The sequence below is a fragment of the Agrobacterium burrii genome, from assembly GCF_017313405.1.
Classification (GTDB): domain Bacteria; phylum Pseudomonadota; class Alphaproteobacteria; order Rhizobiales; family Rhizobiaceae; genus Agrobacterium; species Agrobacterium burrii.
Genome location: NZ_JAFLNA010000012.1, coordinates 120287 through 139064 on the forward strand (window position 1 = coordinate 120287; position 18778 = coordinate 139064).

The 18778-nt window shown below is 58.2% G+C and carries 16 protein-coding genes; 7 read left to right on the forward strand and 9 right to left on the reverse strand.

From position 1 onward, the window contains the following. Positions 1-19: 19 nt before the first annotated feature. Entirely contained in the window at positions 20-1147 is a 1128-nt protein-coding gene (locus JZX89_RS21010) for an LLM class flavin-dependent oxidoreductase (protein ID WP_207135260.1), read from the reverse strand. Continuing rightward, positions 1144-2010 carry an ABC transporter substrate-binding protein gene (locus JZX89_RS21015; RefSeq protein ID WP_207135261.1) on the reverse strand — a complete coding sequence of 289 codons (867 nt, stop codon included), beginning with the start codon at positions 2008-2010 and terminating at the stop codon, positions 1144-1146. The genes JZX89_RS21010 and JZX89_RS21015 overlap by 4 nt, the downstream gene beginning before the upstream one ends. Before the next feature lie 211 nt (positions 2011-2221). On the opposite strand from JZX89_RS21015, the gene JZX89_RS21020 reads away from it, so the two are divergent. Together JZX89_RS21020 and JZX89_RS21025 are read left to right on the forward strand one after the other, a co-directional pair. Further along, entirely contained in the window at positions 2222-2587 is a 366-nt protein-coding gene (locus tag JZX89_RS21020; RefSeq protein WP_207135262.1) for an ArsR/SmtB family transcription factor, read from the forward strand. 1 nt (position 2588) lies between these two features. Next, the gene (locus tag JZX89_RS21025; RefSeq protein ID WP_207135263.1) at positions 2589-3218 is read left to right on the forward strand and encodes a glutathione S-transferase family protein; all 630 of its coding nucleotides are present in this window, start codon (positions 2589-2591) and stop codon (positions 3216-3218) included. Here JZX89_RS21025 and JZX89_RS21030 read toward each other — a convergent pair. Then, a complete protein-coding gene (locus tag JZX89_RS21030) occupies positions 3215-5050 on the reverse strand; it encodes an ABC transporter ATP-binding protein (protein WP_207135264.1) in 1836 nt (611 codons plus the stop codon). The two genes, JZX89_RS21025 and JZX89_RS21030, sit on opposite strands and share 4 nt — an antisense overlap. A 205-nt stretch (positions 5051-5255) precedes the next feature. Then, positions 5256-6452 carry an aminotransferase class V-fold PLP-dependent enzyme gene (locus JZX89_RS21035; RefSeq protein WP_207135265.1) on the reverse strand — a complete coding sequence of 399 codons (1197 nt, stop codon included), beginning with the start codon at positions 6450-6452 and terminating at the stop codon, positions 5256-5258. Positions 6453-6540: 88 nt separating this feature from the next. Between JZX89_RS21035 and JZX89_RS21040 the strand changes: the two genes are divergently transcribed. Continuing rightward, a complete protein-coding gene (locus JZX89_RS21040; RefSeq protein ID WP_207135266.1) occupies positions 6541-7377 on the forward strand; it encodes an IclR family transcriptional regulator in 837 nt (278 codons plus the stop codon). A gap of 6 nt (positions 7378-7383) precedes the next feature. On the opposite strand, the gene JZX89_RS21045 is transcribed toward JZX89_RS21040, so the two are convergent. From JZX89_RS21045 to JZX89_RS21065, 5 genes are all read right to left on the reverse strand, one after another. Continuing rightward, positions 7384-7878, reverse strand: coding sequence for a RidA family protein (locus JZX89_RS21045; RefSeq protein WP_020011822.1), 495 nt, complete (start codon positions 7876-7878; stop codon positions 7384-7386). 83 nt (positions 7879-7961) lie between these two features. Next, positions 7962-9185 carry an amidohydrolase/deacetylase family metallohydrolase gene (locus tag JZX89_RS21050; protein WP_207135267.1) on the reverse strand — a complete coding sequence of 408 codons (1224 nt, stop codon included), beginning with the start codon at positions 9183-9185 and terminating at the stop codon, positions 7962-7964. 1 nt (position 9186) lies between these two features. Continuing rightward, the gene (locus tag JZX89_RS21055) at positions 9187-10062 is read right to left on the reverse strand and encodes an ABC transporter permease (RefSeq protein ID WP_149899135.1); all 876 of its coding nucleotides are present in this window, start codon (positions 10060-10062) and stop codon (positions 9187-9189) included. After that, entirely contained in the window at positions 10062-11003 is a 942-nt protein-coding gene (locus tag JZX89_RS21060; RefSeq protein ID WP_207135268.1) for an ABC transporter permease, read from the reverse strand. Before JZX89_RS21060 ends, JZX89_RS21055 begins: the two co-directional genes overlap by 1 nt. A gap of 105 nt (positions 11004-11108) precedes the next feature. Further along, positions 11109-12635 carry an ABC transporter substrate-binding protein gene (locus tag JZX89_RS21065; protein WP_207135269.1) on the reverse strand — a complete coding sequence of 509 codons (1527 nt, stop codon included), beginning with the start codon at positions 12633-12635 and terminating at the stop codon, positions 11109-11111. Positions 12636-13076: 441 nt separating this feature from the next. On the opposite strand from JZX89_RS21065, the gene JZX89_RS21070 reads away from it, so the two are divergent. The 4 genes from JZX89_RS21070 to JZX89_RS21085 all read left to right on the forward strand — a co-directional run bounded on the left by JZX89_RS21070 (position 13077) and on the right by JZX89_RS21085 (position 18707). Continuing rightward, on the forward strand, positions 13077-14201 hold the full coding sequence (locus JZX89_RS21070) for a glycosyltransferase family 4 protein (RefSeq protein WP_207135270.1): 1125 nt from the start codon (positions 13077-13079) through the stop codon (positions 14199-14201). Positions 14202-14510: 309 nt separating this feature from the next. Next, on the forward strand, positions 14511-16247 hold the full coding sequence (locus JZX89_RS21075; RefSeq protein ID WP_207135271.1) for a type I secretion system permease/ATPase: 1737 nt from the start codon (positions 14511-14513) through the stop codon (positions 16245-16247). Further along, complete coding sequence (locus tag JZX89_RS21080; RefSeq protein ID WP_207135272.1) at positions 16240-17553, forward strand: HlyD family type I secretion periplasmic adaptor subunit; 1314 nt, start codon at positions 16240-16242, stop codon at positions 17551-17553. Before JZX89_RS21075 ends, JZX89_RS21080 begins: the two co-directional genes overlap by 8 nt. 191 nt (positions 17554-17744) lie before the next feature. Further along, on the forward strand, positions 17745-18707 hold the full coding sequence (locus JZX89_RS21085; RefSeq protein ID WP_207135273.1) for a rhizobiocin: 963 nt from the start codon (positions 17745-17747) through the stop codon (positions 18705-18707). Positions 18708-18778 lie beyond the last annotated feature (71 nt).

Consider the following 18778-nt stretch of genomic DNA (forward strand, 5'->3'; position numbering starts at 1 on the left):
CTCCACTCCCGCACCATGCTCAGGAGGCCTTGGCCGAGAGGTCACGGTCGAACAGGGTCGACCAGGTGAATTGTTTCGCCGCTGACACTTCCCGCGATACATCGAGGCGTGGCAGAACCTTTTCGCCGAAGCGGAAGGCTTCCTCCAGCAATGGCATGCCGGAAAGGATAAAGGTGTTCACGCCCGCCTTCTTATAGGCTTCCAGCGTGCGGATTACAGTATCCGGCGAACCGACAATCGCGGTTCCCGGCCCCGGACGGACAAGCCCGATGCCGGCCCAGAGGTTGGGTGCGATTTCCAGATCGCGCAGGTTTTCCGGTTTCTGCCCGCCATGCATCGCCGTCATGCGCTGCTGGCCGACGGAATCGGTCTTGCCGACGAAACGCTGGTTGGCGGCAATCGCGCGCTCATCCATGCGCCCGTAAAGATCGGCGGCGGCGGCCCAGGCCTCTTCATCCGTATCGCGCACGATGACATAAAGGCGGATGCCGTATTCCAGTTCGCGGCCAAGCTGTTCCGCCCGCGCCTTGACGAGATCGACCTTCGCGCCGATCTGATCGGGCGTTTCGCCCCACGAGAGATACGTCTCTACATGTTTGGCGGCAACGTCGATGGCCTTCTCCGAAGAACCGCCGAACCACAAGGGCGGCGGCTCGATGCCCTGCCCCACCGGCAGCGCGAGCTTCGCACCCTCGGTCTGGAAATGCCGCCCCTTGAAATCCACCGTCTCGCCAGCGAAAAGCCGGTGCCAGATTTGCAGATATTCATCCGCCATATCGTAACGCTCGTCATGTGGCATGGTCATGCCGTAAGCGCCGAGCATCTTGGCATCGCCCGAGACGACATTGATCAGCAGGCGGCCGCGAGAAAATTCCTGAAGCGTCGCCGCCATCTTGGCAAGCAACGTCGGCGCGATCAGGCCCGGATGGATGGCGACCAGCAGTTTAAGCCGCTCGGTATGGGAGAGCAGTGCGCCCGCCAGAACCCAGACGTCATGCGCGCCAGTGGCAAACAGCGCGCCGGTGTAACCCAGCTGGTCGTAAGCCAGCGCCAGCTGCTTGTAATAACCGAGATCAACCTTGCGGGAGCCTTCCGGCTGCCAGGGATAAGCGCCATCGGGTGCGCACATGTACCAGAAAACATTCATCTGTCGCCTCCGACGCTGGCTGATTGCGGGGCCGGGCTTTGCCCGGTCTGAACCGGTAAAGAGAAATGGCCGTGCCTGTAAAGCGTATCGGCCTCCTCCTGCTGTTCGGCAAGGATATTTTCAGCGGCGGGCACCACGGAAAGTTCGCGCGAGCGCAGCACCTTCCCCCAGGATGCCGCATCACCCTCGCTGCCCGGTTCGGCGGCGAGAAGGGCTGCGGCCTTGTCGATATCCGCCATGACGGCGCGGCCGACGCGGTCCAGTTCGGCCGCAATCGCCTGTCGTGTCTCCTGCGCTATATTGTGACGCGCCAGCGTCCAGAACAGCGAGCGGTTGGGAATGGTTGAACCGCAGCGGACCAGAAGGCTGATCTCCTCATGGGTCAGAGCCTTTTCCAGCCGTGGCGACATCGTCACCCAGGCATCGACACGGCCTTCCACGAGGTCAAGCAGGCTGTCGCTATCACCGCTTTCAATCCGCGTCACATCCGAAAGACCAAGCCCCGCCCCTTCCAGGCTGCGCGCCAGAAGATAGGTGTGAAACGATCCATCGATCAGCGATATGCGCTTTCCCGAGAGATCAGCGGCAGAACGGATCGGGCTGTCGCGCCGCACGAGGATTGCGCCATTGGCGGGCCTCGGCGCGGAAGCGGCGATATAGACCGCCGCAAGCCCGCGCGCATCCGCTTCAATGGGCGGCGTCGAGCCGGTGCCACCGAAATGGATGTCGCCCTTTTCCAGAAGCGCACCCGTATCGCGCCCTTCGCGATAAGACACAAATTCCGGATCGAATTGCTCGAAAGCGCCGGGCCAGAGCCGGGCGAGCCGTAAATGCAGATTGTTGGGATGGACCCCGATTTTCATGTCGACACCTCATTTCGCAATCAATCTACTTTTTTATAGAGTGTTTTCGAGGAACGTTTTGGCGATCCTCAGCCGGAAAGCGAAAGAGAAATCTACTAATCCTGTAGACTTTAAAAATTCTGCAGCCGACTAAAAACGGCCCACATCAAGCCATTGAAATTTATCGCCATACAATTTACTTTTTTATAGTCTGAAACAGGGACCAGTAGTTGTGACGAAACCGGTTTCCAATCTCATCTGCCGCAGCGTGGTGGAAGCGAGCGAGCTTTTGAAGCTTGTCGCCAACGCCAACCGTCTGGCCATTGTATGTTATCTCATGGAAACGGAGGCCTCCGTTTCAGCACTTGAATACGAACTCGGCATTCAACAGCCCACACTTTCGCAGCAGCTTGCCGAACTGCGCGACGCCGGTGTGATCGAAGGTTCGCGGGAGGGCAAGGCGGTGATCTATCGCGTTACCGATCCGCGCATTATCCAGCTGATTCTGACCCTGCGCGGTCTTTACAAGGATCTTTCCGATGTGACGGGCAAGAAAGGCCGGCGCGCCTTGCCGCTGGATGAGGCGATGTTCGACTGACATGATCGACTTTTATACTTGGATCACGCCCAACGGCCTTAAAATCTCGATTGCGCTGGAAGAACTTGGCCTGCCCTATCGCAGCCACGCCATCGACATCGAAAAGGGCGAGCAATTCGCAGCCGATTATATCAGCATCAATCCCGGCTCGAAAATTCCGGCAATTGTCGATACCGATAACAGCACCGTCCTGACGGAATCGAATGCGATCCTCATCTATCTCGCCGAAAAAGCCGGCCGGCTTCTGCCCACCTCTCCCGCTGAGCGACTGACAGTCACCGAATGGCTGATGTGGCAGGCCGCCAATTTCGGTCCGACACTCGGTTATGCCCATTATTTCCTGACTTACCATGCCGGAGAGGCCCCCTTTGCCGAGACGCGTTTTGCCGCGGATGTGGAGCGCCTCTATCGGACATTGAACGACCGTTTAACAGGGCGGGAGTATGTGGCCGGCGATTTTTCCATCGCCGATATCGCCATCTGGCCATGGGTCTCGCGTTTCGCGCGCCACAAAATCAATCTCGATGATTTTCCGGCGGTACAGCGGTGGTATCGCCAGCTTGGACAGCGGGAAAGTTTTAAGCGCGGTTATCGCGTCCCCTTTGCAACCTCGGACGTGCCGGGACTTTAACAGGCGACGAGATGGCCGGGTGAAACCTCGCGATATTCACGCGGCTTGACGACATAATCGACAGCGCGGATCGGGCTTTTCAGCTCGTCATTTGCCGCACCGCGCCTTGTGTTGCGGCGGTCCGGGTCCGGCACCGGCACGGCGGCCATCAGCTTGCGGGTATAGTCGTGCTGCGGATTGTCGAAGACAGCGGCGCGCGGGCCGATCTCGACGATCTCACCGAGATACATCACCGCCACCCGGTGGCTGACGCGCTCCACCACCGCCATGTCATGGCTGATGAACAGGAAGGCGAGATCGAGGCTTTGCTGCAGATCCAGCATCAGGTTGATGACCTGCGCCTTGATCGATACATCAAGCGCCGAGACGCTTTCATCGGCGACAATCACTTTCGGCTGCAGCGCCAGCGCGCGGGCAATGCAGATGCGCTGGCGCTGGCCGCCGGAAAACTCGTGCGGGTAACGCGCCGCCATATCCGGCGAGAGGCCGACCTTTTCCAGCATGTCGGCCACCACCTCCTTCGCTTCACGGGCGCTGCCCATGCGATGCTCCAGAAACGGTTCGGCAATCGCCGCACCCACCGTCATGCGCGGATTGAGCGAAGCGAAGGGGTCCTGAAAGATCATCTGCACCGTCTTGCGCATTTCGCGCATGCCTGATTTGTCGAGGGCAAGAATATTCTCGCCGTTGACCACCACCGAACCGGCATCCGGCTCGATCAGCCGCATGATGGCGCGACCGGTGGTCGACTTGCCGCAGCCGCTTTCGCCGACCAGCGACAATGTTTCACCAGCCCTCAGATCGAAGGACACCTTCTCCACCGCATGAACGCGGCCGCTGAGCCGTCCCAGCAGGCCGGAGTGGATGTCGAAGCGCTTGGTCAGCCCCTCCACCTTCAGCACCGGTTGCGCGGCGGGATCGATGGTATCGGCCGGACGCGCCGGTTCCTGCGTTTCCCCTGTCGTGGTGTTGACGATGGGAAACCGGAGCGGTCTTTCCTCACCCGTCATGGAGCCGAGAACCGGGACGGCGGATAAAAGCGCGCGGGTATAGGGATGTTTGCCGCGATGGAAGATATCCGCCGTCGCGCCGACTTCCACCTGCTCGCCGCGATACATGACGACTGTACGGTCGGCGATCTCAGCCACAACGCCCATGTCATGGGTGATGAACAGGACGGAGGTGCCCTCCTCTTCCTGAAGCGTCTTGATGAGATCGAGAATCTGGCCCTGAATGGTCACATCGAGCGCCGTCGTCGGTTCGTCGGCGATCAACAGCTTCGGCCGGGACGCAAGCGCCATGGCGATCATCACGCGCTGGCGCATGCCGCCGGAAAAGCGGTGCGGATATTCATCGAAACGTGAGGCGGCCGAGGGGATGCGGACCTTTTCCAGCAGGCGGATCGTCTCGGCCCGCGCATCGGCTTTCGACATCGGCTGGTGGCACAGCAGAGCCTCGGAAATCTGGTCACCGATGGTGAATAGCGGGTTGAGGCTGGTCATCGGCTCCTGAAAGATCATCGCGACCTCGTTGCCCCGCACCCGCCGCATGGCGTCTTCGGAAAGCGAGAGCAGATTGCGACGCCCAAGCAGGATTTCACCCTGCACCCTGCTGCTTTCGCGGTCCAGCAGCCGCATGATGGAAAGCGATGTGACGCTTTTGCCCGAACCGCTTTCGCCGACGATCGCGACCGTCTCGCCCGGCCCGACATCAAAGGAAATATCACGCACCACGGGTTTCCAGCCGCCATCCACGTGAAAGGACGTGGTAAGATTGCGGACGGAAAGCACGGCATCTTCGGCACCAAGTGGTGCTGCCTGCGGCATGGTCATGATCGTTCCCTTCTTTTCTTTTCTTCTCGTTTGAATTCAGGCACGGCGTCGCGGCCTATTTCTTCTCCCCGAGGGGGAGAAGGTGGCCCGAAGGGTCGGATGAGGGGGCAACGCCAGCGATTGACCGCACCCTCGCCCCCTCATCCCGCTGCCGCGGACTTCTCCCCCTCGGGGAGAAGAAACTCGCGGCACCCTCTCGTTCCACTTAGTCCGGCCAGCGCAGCATGCCGTCGAAACGGTGGCGGCTACGGTCTTCGAATGGCGTGGCAATCACCTCGTTGGAAGCGCGCGCCTTGTCCAATTCTTCCGCCAGACGGGAAGCCACGATGGTTTCCTGGCCGGGATGCAGGTTGCAGGGGTCGAGATAGAAATAGCGGTGCTCCACCTCATGATCGCGGGCAATGATCGGCGGATTGCCTCTGGCCAGCGCCGTCGTCAGGTCCCATGCGGTGATATGGGCTTCTTCGGCGTCGATGATGACGCGCAGCCGGTCGAGCGGGTTGTTGGTCGGGTCGGGCTCGATCAGCGCCGTCACGCCGGGGCGTCCGTCCAGCGTCTTTTTCCAGAGGTTGAGATAGCCGGTTTCGCGCTCGCGAATGCCGTCATGGTCACGCTTTTCCCAGGCTTCCAGCGCCGCCATGACGCCGTAGATGCTTTCCTTGCCGACCTTCATGCCGCGGCCAATGCCCATATTTTGCAGGAAGGCATGACGCACCAGTTCCTTACTTCCGGCGACGATGCCTGATGTGGGGCCGCCCAAGAACTTGTGACCGGAATAGATCACCACATCCGCACCCGTGGCCAGAAACAGCTCCAGATCATATTCGGAAGCCGCATCGACGATGACTGGCACGCCCCTGGCATGGGCAATCTCGACAAATTCGGAAAGGTGCAGCAAGCCGTAATTCACGACATGGTGCGAGACGACATAAACCGCCGCCGCCGTCTTTTCGGTGATGGCGTTTTCCATGTGGAAGCGGTGGGTCGATGTCGCCTGCCCCACCAGCCCCACCTTGCCGCCGGCAAGCCGGATTGCCTGATCCACCGGCGCGCCGTAGCTCACCACATGCCCCATCTGCACCAGCACTTCGTTCTTCTCAGGCGCGACATCGGGCAGCTTTTCGATGGCCAGCAGATTATTGCCGGTAATCGCGCCCGCCACAGCAAGGCTGATGCCGGAGGAGCAGGACGCCGTGACGAAACCGGCCTCGCCGCCCGTCAGCCTTGCAATGATCGCGCTCGCCTTGCGTTGCAGATCATTGATCTCGACGAATTGCGGCAGGATGTCCGCCATGGCCTGAACGGCCTCGGGAACGACAATCGACGCGCCGAGCGAGGTCATGGTGCCCGAGACGTTGATGACCGGGCGAAGGCCGATCCTGCTTCTGATATCCGCGGTCATATCTTTCTCCTGTCTTTGCGATGCGATGGGCATCGACATATATGCCATAATAATGTAATAGCTTCTCGAAATTCATGAGGAGCCAAAATTGGACGCCCAGAGACTGGACGAAATGCCTTCAACCGCCGTGTCTCCCACGGAGGAAAATCCGGACGCGAAGGCGGCCAAGCGCTCGCGCGTCAGCGGCATCGACCGTGCGCTTCAGGTTATTGATTACCTTTACGAAACCGGATCGCCGGCCGGCGCTTACGCCATTGCCAAGGCGATCAAGGCACCGCTTTCCACCGTCTATGTGATCGTTGACGATCTCGTCGAAAAGAACATGCTGGCACGCAATGCCGATGGCAACATCTGGCTCGGCGCGCGGCTTTATCACTATGGCCTTGCCTATGCCCGCTCGCTGGATTTCATGGGCGTCGCCACCCACGAAATGCATGATCTGTGCCGCCATGCGGGCGAGACCGTGCAGCTTTGCGGCCGCGATGGCGACCATATGCTTGTTCTGGCCATGGCTGATGGTCCAAGCCATTTTCAGGTCGCGTCGCGCGTCGGCACCCGTGTTCCCCTGAACTGGACGGCCTCCGGCCGCCTGCTCGTCGGCCATCTGCCGGAGGCGGAGCGTGTCGAACTGTTCAAGCGCTGCGCCCGCACCTCGCCCACGGGTCGTGCGGAAATCAACCCGGAGACCCTGTCGCAATCGGCAGGCGCCGCCTTCCATGACCGGCTGTCGATACAGGTCGCCGAATCCGATTACGCCGTCGCCTGCATCGCCTCGCCGATCTGCGACAACAGGGGCGAATGCGTGGCGACGATTTCCATCGTGCTGCCGGAACAGAAGGTGCTGGCGGACGAAAACCATTACACCGAACAGGTCAGGGTCTCGGCAGAACGGATCGAAAAGCTGATGGGCTGGCGCAACCATTAAACGGCCTCACCCCTTGAGCGCGACGATGGCTTCGATCTCAACGGTGATGTTGCCCGGCAATGAGCCGAAACCGACAGCGGAGCGGGCATGTTGTCCCGCATCGCCGAACACATCGATGAAGAGATCGGAGCAGCCATTGATAACGCTCGGATGATCGCGGAAATCGCTGACGGCATTGACCATGCCGAGCAGCTTGACCACTTTTTTCACCCGCGACAGATCGCCCAGCGCCTCATGCATGACGGCAAGCAGATTGATGCCGGTGAGGCGCGCATGGTTATAGGCCTCTTCCAGCCCGATTTCCGCGCCGACCTTGCCGGCATAAAGATGGCCGTTTTCCTCCCGCGGCCCTTGGCCCGAGAGATAAAGCATGTTGCCTTCCACCACATGGGTGACGAAATTGGCAATTGGCGGCGGCGGCGGCGGCAGGGAGATGCCGAGCGCAGCGAGCCGGTCATAGGGCGAAAGGTGCCCTTCTGCATCAAGCGAAGACTGTTTCACGCGAATTCCTCATAATGCCGGGACGGGTATCCCGTCGTGTCTGCGGAAGGCGGAGGGCATACCCCCCGCCGTTCCATTCGGGTTCAGCGCCAGGAATAACCATGGCTGTGGCGCACCAGCTTGCGCGCCCTTGGAATATATCGGCTGGCGGCAATCGCTTCCGCGCCGATGACCGCGTAACGCGGCTCGAACAGGCGCGTCAGGCGCGCCACATCGCCATTGGAATCGGTTGCTTCCAGATCGGCATCGACAAGATCGAAGACGGTGAAATCAGCGCGCTGGCCGATATCGAGGCGGTTTTCCATATCGAGCCGGATGACGGAGGCCGGGTTGCGGGTGACCGCCTCGACCACATTTTCGAAGGGCATGTCGACAGACAGCAGCTTCGACATGGTCGTCGCCAGGTCCCAGACAGGGAAATTCATCGAGTGGCCGTGCAAATCCGTCGAAATCGAGAAGGGCAACAGGCCACGCGCAATCGCCGCCTCCGCCACCTTGAAGGAGAAGGAGGCGCCGCCATGGCCGATATCCAGCCGGATGCCTTCGCCGGCGCAACGTTCTGCAAGGTTGAACAGGTCCTCGTCTTCCATGATGCTGGAGCCCGACTTGCCGTTGAAGCAATGGGTCACGACATCACCGGGGCCGAGGATTTCCAGCACCTCGTCATACAGCGCCGGCGGTTCGCCCACATGCACCATCATCGGCACCTTGAGGATCTTGGCGATCTTCTTGCCGAGCTTGACCGGCGTCACACCCCAGGAACCAGTGATGACATGGCTCGCCCGCACCTTCAGGCCGACAATATGCTCGCTGTTTTCGGCGTAACATTCGAGGATACGATCAAGGTCGATATCCTTGATGTCGCGCAGTTCCGGCACGCGGTTGCAGGCCACAAGGCCGATGGAACCGAGATTGAGGAAGGCCTTGATGCGTTCCCTTGAAGGTTCGATGATATATTCGCGGAAACCGTGGAAATTCGCCTCACCCGCCGAGCCGGCATCCACCAGTGTCGTCACGCCGCGTTCGGCCCCGCATTCGGAGGGGCGAATGGAGATATCGGTGCCGCCATGCCAGATATGCACGTGCAAATCCACCCAGCCGGGCGAGATGAAGGCGCCCTTGGCATCAATGCGTTGCGCATCCGCAGGCGCCTGCGGGGCAGAGCCTACAGCGGCGATCTGGCCGTCTCCACCGATCAGAATATCAGTCGAGGCCTGTGGCGCACCTTTGCCGAAACCGACGGGTTTGACATTGGTGAGAAGAATGGGAGCTTGAAGAGGCGTTTTCGCCTGTTCGCCGGACGTCATATTACAAATCCCTTCGCAGTCTTGGGTCGAGCATGTCCCGCAGCCCATCGCCCACCATTTGCAGCGACAGCACGGAAAGAATGATGGCAAAGCCGGGGAAATAGGTCATCCAGTCGGCCTGGCCGATATATTGGCGGCCGGCGGAGATCATGGTTCCCCAGGTGGGAATTTCGGGACTGACACCGAGCCCCAGAAACGAAAGACCAGCCTCGGCCAGCATGGCGCTGGCAAAAAGGAAGGTGCATTGCACGAGGATCGGAGAGACCAGATTGCGCAGCACATGCCGCGTCATGATGTGGAAGGTGGAGATGCCGAGCGCCTTGGCCGCCTCCACATAGGGCAACTCACGGATTACCAGCGTTGAGGCACGCACGATGCGGGCAAGGCGCGGCGAATAAACCACGGCAAGCGCGATGATGACCGTCGTCAGCGACGGACCGAGTGCGGCGACCAGCGCAATCGCCAGCAGAATATCCGGAAACGCCATCATCGCGTCGATCAACCGTGCAATCGGCGTATCCAGTTTCTGGAAGAAACCGGCAAGCAGCCCGAGCGTGATGCCGATGACCGACGAGAGGAAAACAACGGCCGCGCCAACCAGAAGCGACAGTCTTCCGGCATAGATGGTGCGGGAAAAGACATCGCGGCCAAATTCATCGGTGCCGAACCAGTAGAGTTCGCTCGGCGGTTTCAGGCGGTTGACGATCGACAGCTTCGACGGCGAATAGGGCGCGATCATCGGCGCGAAAACCGCAAGCAGCACGAAGATGAGAAGCACGATGAGACCGGCGGCGACCGTCTTGCGCTTCAGCAGACGCCGAATAAACAGGATGGTCGGGTTGCGCGCCGGCGGGGTGGTGGAAACGATATCGGCCATCAGTAACGAACCCTCGGATCGACCAGCAGATAAAGCATGTCGATTGCAAAATTGATGAGCACGTAAAGCCCGGCGATGATGAGAAGCGCGCCCTGAATGACCGGATAATCACGCCGGAGCACGGCCGACACGACGAGATTGCCGACGCCCGGCAGGCCGAAGACGGTTTCCGTGACGACCGCTCCTGAAATCAGCACGGCGGCGGTCAGACCAAGCACTGTGAGAATGGGGATGAGCGCATTCTTCAGCGCATGTTTCATCACCACCCGGCGCTCCCTAACGCCCTTGGCTCTGGCGGTGCGGACATAATCGTCGCCGAGAACATCCAGCATCGAGGCGCGGGTGAAGCGCAGAATGAGCGCTGAGGAAACGAGGCCGAGCGCTATTGTCGGCAAGGTCAGGTGATACATGCGCTCCATGAAGCTGGCACCCGGCCCGCCATAACCCGAAACTGGAAACAGATCGAGCCGCACGGCAAAGACCTGCATGAGGATGAGGCCGAGCCAGAAGCTCGGAATGCTCGCCGCCAGCATCGCAATAGTGGTCGCGGCCTGATCCACGAAGGAACCACGCCGGTAAGCGGCGTAGATGCCGATGGGCAGCGCGATGACGCTGGCAATCAGCAGCGAAAAGATCGTCAGGAAGAAAGTCGGCTCCGCCCGGTCCAGCAGGGCTGATCCAACAGGCATGTTGAGAAAGATCGACTGGCCGAGATCGCCCTTCAGCAATTGGCCGATATAATAGACATATTGCACGCCAAGCGACTGATCGAGACCGAGCCGTGTGCGCAGCTCCGCAATATCCTGCGCCGTGGCATCCGGCCCGAGCATCACGGCGGCCGGATCACCGGGGGTGACGCGCAGGATGACGAAAACGATGGTGACGACGAGGAACATCACCACGATCATTCCTGCAAGTCTTTGGAAAATATACCGTATCACGAATAGAGGCTCCCGGTGACAGACGTGGCGGACCACGCCTGCGCGACAGTTGAAGCGAAACTGCGACGGGTGCCGGCAATACCGGCACCCGGCAACCAAGCGGTCTTACTTCGTGACCGAGGCATTCCAGAAATAGGGCCACGGAGCCGGATCGACACCTTCCAGCTTGTTGGACCTGGCTGCTGCTGCGTTGAAGTCGCCGATCTTGATGAGCGGCAGCTCGGCATAGATCGTCTTTTGCACATTGGCCCAAAGCGCGAGGCGCTTTTCCGGATCGGCTTCCGAGGTGAAGGCGTCAACTGCCGCCTTGCGTGCCGGCGTATCCCACCAGCCCGGCGAGCTGGTGGACAGCGCTCCCATCAGCGCCGGTTCCGGCAGGAAGGGGCTGTGGCTGATGTAGATGTCCCAGAGCTTCGGATCGGCGCGGCGCTGCGTCAGCGTCGCCCAGTCCACCACCTGCATATCCACCTTGAAGCCGGCAAGTTTCAGATATTCCGCCGCCACCTGCGCCATCTTGTAATGGAATTCATATTGGCGGCTGGTGAGGATGCGCAGCGGCTCGCCATTATAACCGGCTGCCTTCAGCTTTTCGGCAGCGGCTTCCGGGTTGCCGACATTATAATTGCCCTCGACACCCTCTTCCGTGTGCCATGAGAAATTGTCCGGGTAATAGGCGCCATCAAGCGCATAGAAATCCGTGCTGCCAAACGCGGCCGCCAGCATGTCTTCCATGTTCAGAGCTTCGGTCACGGCCTTGCGAACCTCGAGCTTGGAAGCAAGCCCCTCCTTGGTATTGAACACGAAGACCGGGAAACCGAAAGGCTTCAGCATCATCGGCTGAGAGGCTGACGAAGACTTCACCTTGTCGAAGGACTCCACCGGAATGGAATCGACATAGTCATATTGTCCGGAAACAGCAGCTTCGACGCGGGTATTCGGATCAGGCACCGGAACGAAGCGAATTTCATCGAGATATTGATGGCGTGCACCGCCGTAACCGTCGCTCTCGCCATCACGGGATTTGTAACCATCAAAACGCACGAGCTGGATATATTGGTCCGCCTTGCGTTCCTTCAGCATATAAGGACCGGTGCCGACAAATTCAGCCATCGGCTCCGCCTGCTTTTCAGCCGGCAGGATGATCGCAGCGGAATTGTTGAAAGCCAGCAGCGAGGTCAGCGGCGCATAGGGCTGCTTGAGAGTGATCGTCACCGTTCCGGCATCAGGCGCGGAGATATTGCCGATGAAACCGGCGGCCTGCTTGCCACGCGAGGCGATTTTCATCCAGCGGCCGAGCGAGGCGACGACATCTTCCGAGGTCATGTCGCTGCCGTCATGGAACTTGATGTCCTTGCGCAGCTTGATCGTGTAGGTTTTGCCATCCGCGCTGATTTCGGGCAGGCTTTCAGCCAGAAGCGGCGTCACCTTCCAGCCCTTGTCGAAGGTGTAGAGCGTTTCGAAAATATGCTGCGTGACGATGCCGACCAGATCGGCGGTCGAGGCCATGGGGTCGAGTGTCGGCGGCTCGCCGATCGTCGCGACATTGATGACGCCACCCTTCTCCGCGGCCATCATCACACCCGGTGCCAGCAACAGCGCGGCGGTGGCAAGAAATGCAATTTTACGTCTCATGGTCAAGCTCCCAGCTCTTTGTTCCAACTCGATGTTCCATTATTATGTTATATGCATCTTTATAACAGAATATCTCGATAAGACGCCTTGTCAATGACCTCAGGGCGAGATCTCGGAATTCATGGATCAATGAACCGGCAGGAAATCTCTGTCGGGCGTTAAAACTGAGCTTTCGGGAATGGCGGCCACCCCTTCCGGGAGACGGAGGAGGAGGAGAATTAAGAGGCCGGGATATTTCGCATCTGCGAACAAACTGCTATTAGAGATCGTAACAAAACCAGATTTCGACCTGAATCGCTTAGCATCCCTATTATTTTTATATCATTCCGTCTCCGGTAGCCGCTTTTTTAGGACTGGAGACACGCCGGACATTCTACACCGCCGAGTTTTTTTCCAGGGCGGATTATAAATTTTTATTATGTTGAAATTATTGAGGAAATTATGAAGACGGCAATCGTCCATGACTGGCTCACCGACAGAGGTGGGGCTGAAAAGGTGCTTCACAACCTTCTCGAAATCTATCCTCACGCGGATCTTTATTGCCTTGTCGATTTCATGAGCGAGCGCGACCGGGGTTTTCTCGGCGGGCGTCCTGTCAACACCTCTTTCATCCAGAAACTGCCCTTCGCCCGAAAGAAATACCGTTCCTATCTGCCGTTGATGCCGCTCGCCATCGAACAATTCGATCTCAGCGGTTACGATCTGGTGATTTCCTCAAGCTACGCCGTCGCCAAGGGCGTCATCACCGGCCCCAACCAGTTCCATGTCTCCTACATCCACAGCCCCATCCGCTATGCCTGGGATCTCCAGCACCAGTATCTCAAGGAAACCAAGCTCAATCGCGGCTTCACCTCCTGGATCGCGCGCGCTATTCTCCACTATATCCGCATGTGGGACATCCGCACCGCCAATGGCGTCGACCTGATGACGGTCAACTCCAAATTCATCCGCAGCCGTGTGCGCAAGTGTTACGGACGCGATTCCACCGTGATCTATCCGCCGGTCGATACCACACACCTCTCCCCCTCCGACCGGAAAGGCGACTATTTCGTCACCGCGTCGCGGCTGGTGCCCTACAAAAAGGTGCACCTGATCGTCGAAGCCTTTGCAAAGATGCCCGAGAAACGCCTCGTCGTCATCGGCGACGGACCCGATATGAAACGTATTCGCGACATCGCCACGCCTAACGTTGAAATCCTCGGCTTCGTCGGCAATGAGGAGCTTCACAAATACATGGCGGAAGCCAGGGCCTTCGTTTTTGCGGCAGAAGATGACTTCGGCATCGTGCCGGTGGAATCGCAGGCACTCGGAACACCGGTTATCGCCTACGGCAGAGGCGGCGTGCTTGAAACGGTCATCCCGCTTGGCGCTTCAAACCAGCCGACGGGCCTCTATTTCGGCGAACAGACACCGGAAGCGATCTGTGCCGCCGTGCAGGAATTCGTCGATAATTCCGAGCGCTTCGACAAGAACGCCTGCATCGACAATGCCGCCCGCTTCTCACGGGAACGTTTCCTGCGGGAATTTGCCGATACCGTGAATTTTGCACTGGCGGAACGGGCCTGAACGTCAACGACCCGTTGCGCGGCTGAAGACCGAGCCGTGCCGATCGATAATGCTAAACCGCTGGCGGCACGCCTGTTAATGACCGCACCAAAGTAGATCTAGATCAGCGATCCCGCCTCAGCGCGAAGCATTTAAATATCGAGGATGCATACACAAAGGCCAGCCCTAATTATTAGCCGGATTTATTGTTGCAGGTTGCCCCCGCGGCACTAATCCTAAGATGCTTTAATCGGTTTATCCAGTTCATTCTCAAACAGCATTGCCTAATTTTATTTATTGTGCGATTTTCGTGCAGTTTTAGGTGTTGATATGTTTTTATTTAATTATTTTTTAACAAAAAATAGGCGCGCTTTTTTCGCTGTTGGCCTTGCCAGTGCGCTGATGAATATTCTTAATCTTTCCGGCTCGCTCTTCATGCTGGAGGTTTACGATCGCATTTTGCCCAGCAAGAGCATCCCTTCGCTTGTCGCGCTGGTCGTTCTCCTCATCATCCTTTACGCCTTTCTGATGGGCTTTGATGTTTTGCGCAGCCGGATATTGGCGCGTATCGCCGATACTATCGACGACGCGCTCAATCAGAAGCTTTTCAGGGCATCGATCGGCGCTCCTCTTCTTGCCTCCACCAAGATCGATGGCTTGCAGATCGTCGGCGATCTCGATCAGATACGTCAGTTTCTGTCCGGTCCGGGGCCAGGAGCATTTTTCGATATTCCCTGGCTCCCCATCTATCTGCTGATCTGTTTTGCCCTGCATCCGTGGATCGGCTTTGCCGTGCTTGGCGGCGCCGTCATTCTCGTCATCTTGACGCTTTTGACCAATTGGCTCACCGAAAAGGCGACCAAACAGGCTTATGCCGCGCGTGGGCAGAGAAACACGCTCGTCGGCAACAGTCAGCGCAATATTGAATCCATCAGAACCATGGGGATGATGGGTGCGGTGACCTCGATGTGGAGCGATCTGCATTCCCAATATCGTGCCGTCACCCTTTCGACCTCCGATACGGCGGGCATGCTTGGCGCGATATCGCGCACATTCCGCCTGCTGCTGCAATCCGGCGTCATGGCAATCGGCGCCGTGCTGGTCATCGAGGGCAATGCATCGGCGGGCAGCATCATCGCGGGCTCGATCCTTTCGGCAAAGGCGCTTGGCCCCGTCGAACATGCAATAGCCAACTGGCGCAGTTTCATGACGGCGCGACAGGGCTGGAAGCGCATCAACGAATTTCTTGAACTAGTGCCTGAGCCGCCGCCGCCACTTTCCCTGCCGCGGCCGCAATATACCGTTGCCGTCGATCGTGTGACGGGTGGGCCGCCGAGTGCTGCGCGCGATACGGTTGCCGATATTTCCTTTACGCTGAATGCTGGCGACGGGCTTGGTATCATTGGTCCAAGCGCGTCCGGAAAATCAACGCTGGCGCGCCTGATGACGGGGATTTGGCCCTATGAGCGCGGTTCCGTGCGCTTCGATGGCGCAGCCTTGAACCAATGGGATTTCGAGGTTCTTGGCAAATCCATCGGTTACATGCCCCAGCAGGTGGAGTTGATGGCGGGAACCGTGGCGCAGAATATCGCGCGATTTGACCGTGATGCGACAGCGGAAGCAATCGTTGCCGCGGCCAAGGCCGCTCAAGTTCATGACCTGATCCTGAGCCTGCCCAGCGGTTACGACACCTATATCGGCGATCGCGGCGAGGCCTTGTCGGGCGGGCAGAAGCAGCGCATCGGCCTTGCGCGCGCGCTTTTCGGCGAGCCGTTTTTTGTGCTTCTCGATGAGCCTAACTCCAATCTGGACAGCGAAGGCGAGATGGCGCTGCGCAATGCAATCGGCGACATCAGGGCGCGGGGCGGCATTGTTGTCGTCATCGCCCATCGTCCCAGCGCCATCGAAAGCGTCAATCTCGTGATGGTCATGAGCGGCGGCCGGATGCTGCGCTTCGGCACCAAGGAAGAGGTGCTGGCGCAAATCCTGCGGCAAAACCTGCATCAGGTGCCTGTAGCGGAGGAAGAAACGCGCAAGATCGAAAACCGGGTGGGCGAAAATGGTTGAGCAGGAAAAAGCCGGTGTCACTAATGCGTCTCTCGTAAAGCATTCCGCGGCAGTGATGGTTCTCGCCATCGGCCTGCTCGTCGGATTGGGTGGCTGGGCGGCCATGGCAAAGCTTGCCGGCGCAGTCGTCGCCACGGGACGGGTCGTCGTCGAAGGCAACTCCAAGAAAATCCAGCACCTTTCCGGCGGTATCGTCAGTGAGATCGAGGTCGCCGAAGGCGACAGGGTCGATGCAGGGCAGATTTTGCTGCGGCTGAGCGACACGATCGTTCAGGCCAATTTATCCATCGTTGAGAACACGCTGGCGCAACTTTATTCACGCCGCGCCCGCCTGCGCGCCGAAATTACCGAGGCCCCGTCCTTCAGCGTGCCGGAAGATCTGGTGGAATTGACCAATCCGAAGGCTGCCAGGACATTCATCGACAGCGAACAGGGGCTTTTCAAAAGCCGCCTCAGTGCGCTGACCGGCATGAAAAAACAGCTGGCAACGCGCAAGGATCAACTTCTTGATGAGGCGCGAGGCATGGGCGTTCAGGTTGCGGCAACCGAAAACGAGCTTACCATCGTCAAGGAAGATGTTTCCAAGACGCAGGAGCTTTACAGCAAGGGACTAGTCACGCTTCAGCGGCTCAATCTTTTGAAGCGACAGCTTTCCAACCTCGAAGGCCAGCAGGGCCAATATATGGCGGCCCGCGCCCAGACGGTGGGCAAGATGAGTGAAATGGACCTGCAGCTGCTTCAGCTAGATGAAGACCGCAAGTCCGAAGTGACCAAAGACCTGACATCGGTCGAGGCAACGGTCGCCGAATACGAAGAACGGCTTGCCGCAACCCGCGATCAGCTGGATCGCCTTGATATTCGTTCACCGATTGCCGGGCGCGTCTATCAGCTTTCAGTGCACAATATAAACGGCGTCATTCAGCCGGGTGAAGTGCTGATGCTGGTGGTGCCTGAGAAAGACGATCTTGCAATCGAAGCCGACATACTTCCGCGAGACATTGACCAGATTTACGTCGGCCAGCCGGTCACCATCCGGTTCACTGCTTTCAATCAAAGCACAACGCCCGATGTCGTTGCCGAAGTCGCCGTCGTCGCTCCTGATCTGCAGATGGATTCCCGCACCGGAGCATCCTTTTATACTCTGCGAATCAAACCGGATAAAATCGGGATGCAGCATCTTCCGGGCGGAAAACTATACCCTGGAATGCCGGCGGAAGTTTTCATACAGACGAGCGAGAGAAGCGTTCTATCCTATTTTGTGAAACCGTTTCAGGACAGGATTAATAAAACCTTCATACAGGAATGAGCGTCTTTAGCCCGCAAATTATCCAAATGAAAACATTCATAAAATATGCGGATCGACACTCAATATACTTAAAGATAAGCGTAAATTAGTCTCTTGTTTTATTATTTTTTATGGATTAAATATTGTACGCATTGCTAAGCTTAGATTAAATTTCAATTCATTTCAGTCTCAAAAATTTATGGGAGAGTAACATGGCATTAACTGTCACTTTCGGTAATGGCGGCGCTTCGACGGTTTCGTCGCTCACCAATCTCGTTGATCAGGAAGCTTACAAGCTCCTCACGGAATCGACGACGCAGACCAAGAACGGCTCCTCGCTCAATTCCGGCGTCGTTGATGTCGGCGCCGTGTCGGTTCCCGGCAGCGGTGCGGGCGGCAAGGTCGATGTCGGATACGACGCCAGCACCAACAGCTTCAATTTCGACGTGACGTCGGCATGGAACTCGGTGAAAAACGTTCTCGCCAAGTCCGACTCCGCAGAAAACCTTTCGTTCAAGGATTTCGTGCAGGTTGACGTTCATCTTGGCGGCACCACCGCTTCCACCGTTGAAGTTCTCAATGCCAAGCGTGGTAATATCTCCACCGGCTCGGGTAACGACACGGTGACTGTCTCTCTTCTTTCGAACGACAAATCCTGGGTAAACGCCTTCAACATCGATACCGGTGCCGGCAACGACACCATCACCATCAAGGCGGGCTCTGCACTTAATGATCTGTCTGCCGCGGGCGCAGGCGGCGTTGCTGCCGGTACCAATGTCGTAAACGGCGGCAAGGGCATCACCGACGGTAGCGCAACCACAGTCACGATCAATGCTGGCGACGGCAACGACTCTATCGACCTGAGCGGCGTCAAGCTTGCTTCGTCGCTGGTAACCGGCGGCAAAGGCATCGATCACATCATCGCCAGCGGCGGTGCAGATACTTTCGTGTTCAATCTCGGCGACATGGCCAAGAGCCTTGTCACCGACTCCATCACTGGTTTCAACGCCAGCATGGACAAGCTCAAGCTGGTTGGCACGACAATCTCGAACTGGACGTTGTCGAACTACGGTGACGACACCGTCCTCGACTACAATGTGGACGGCGCGCACAAGGGTGAGAAGATCATCGTTTCTGGTGTTCACCTTACCGGCAGTGGCTGGTTCACCGCATAATTCTCTCAAAGAGAATTGCATTAGCAGCGCCATTGCCTAAAATGATCGTGGTCCGGACCGTATATCCGGAC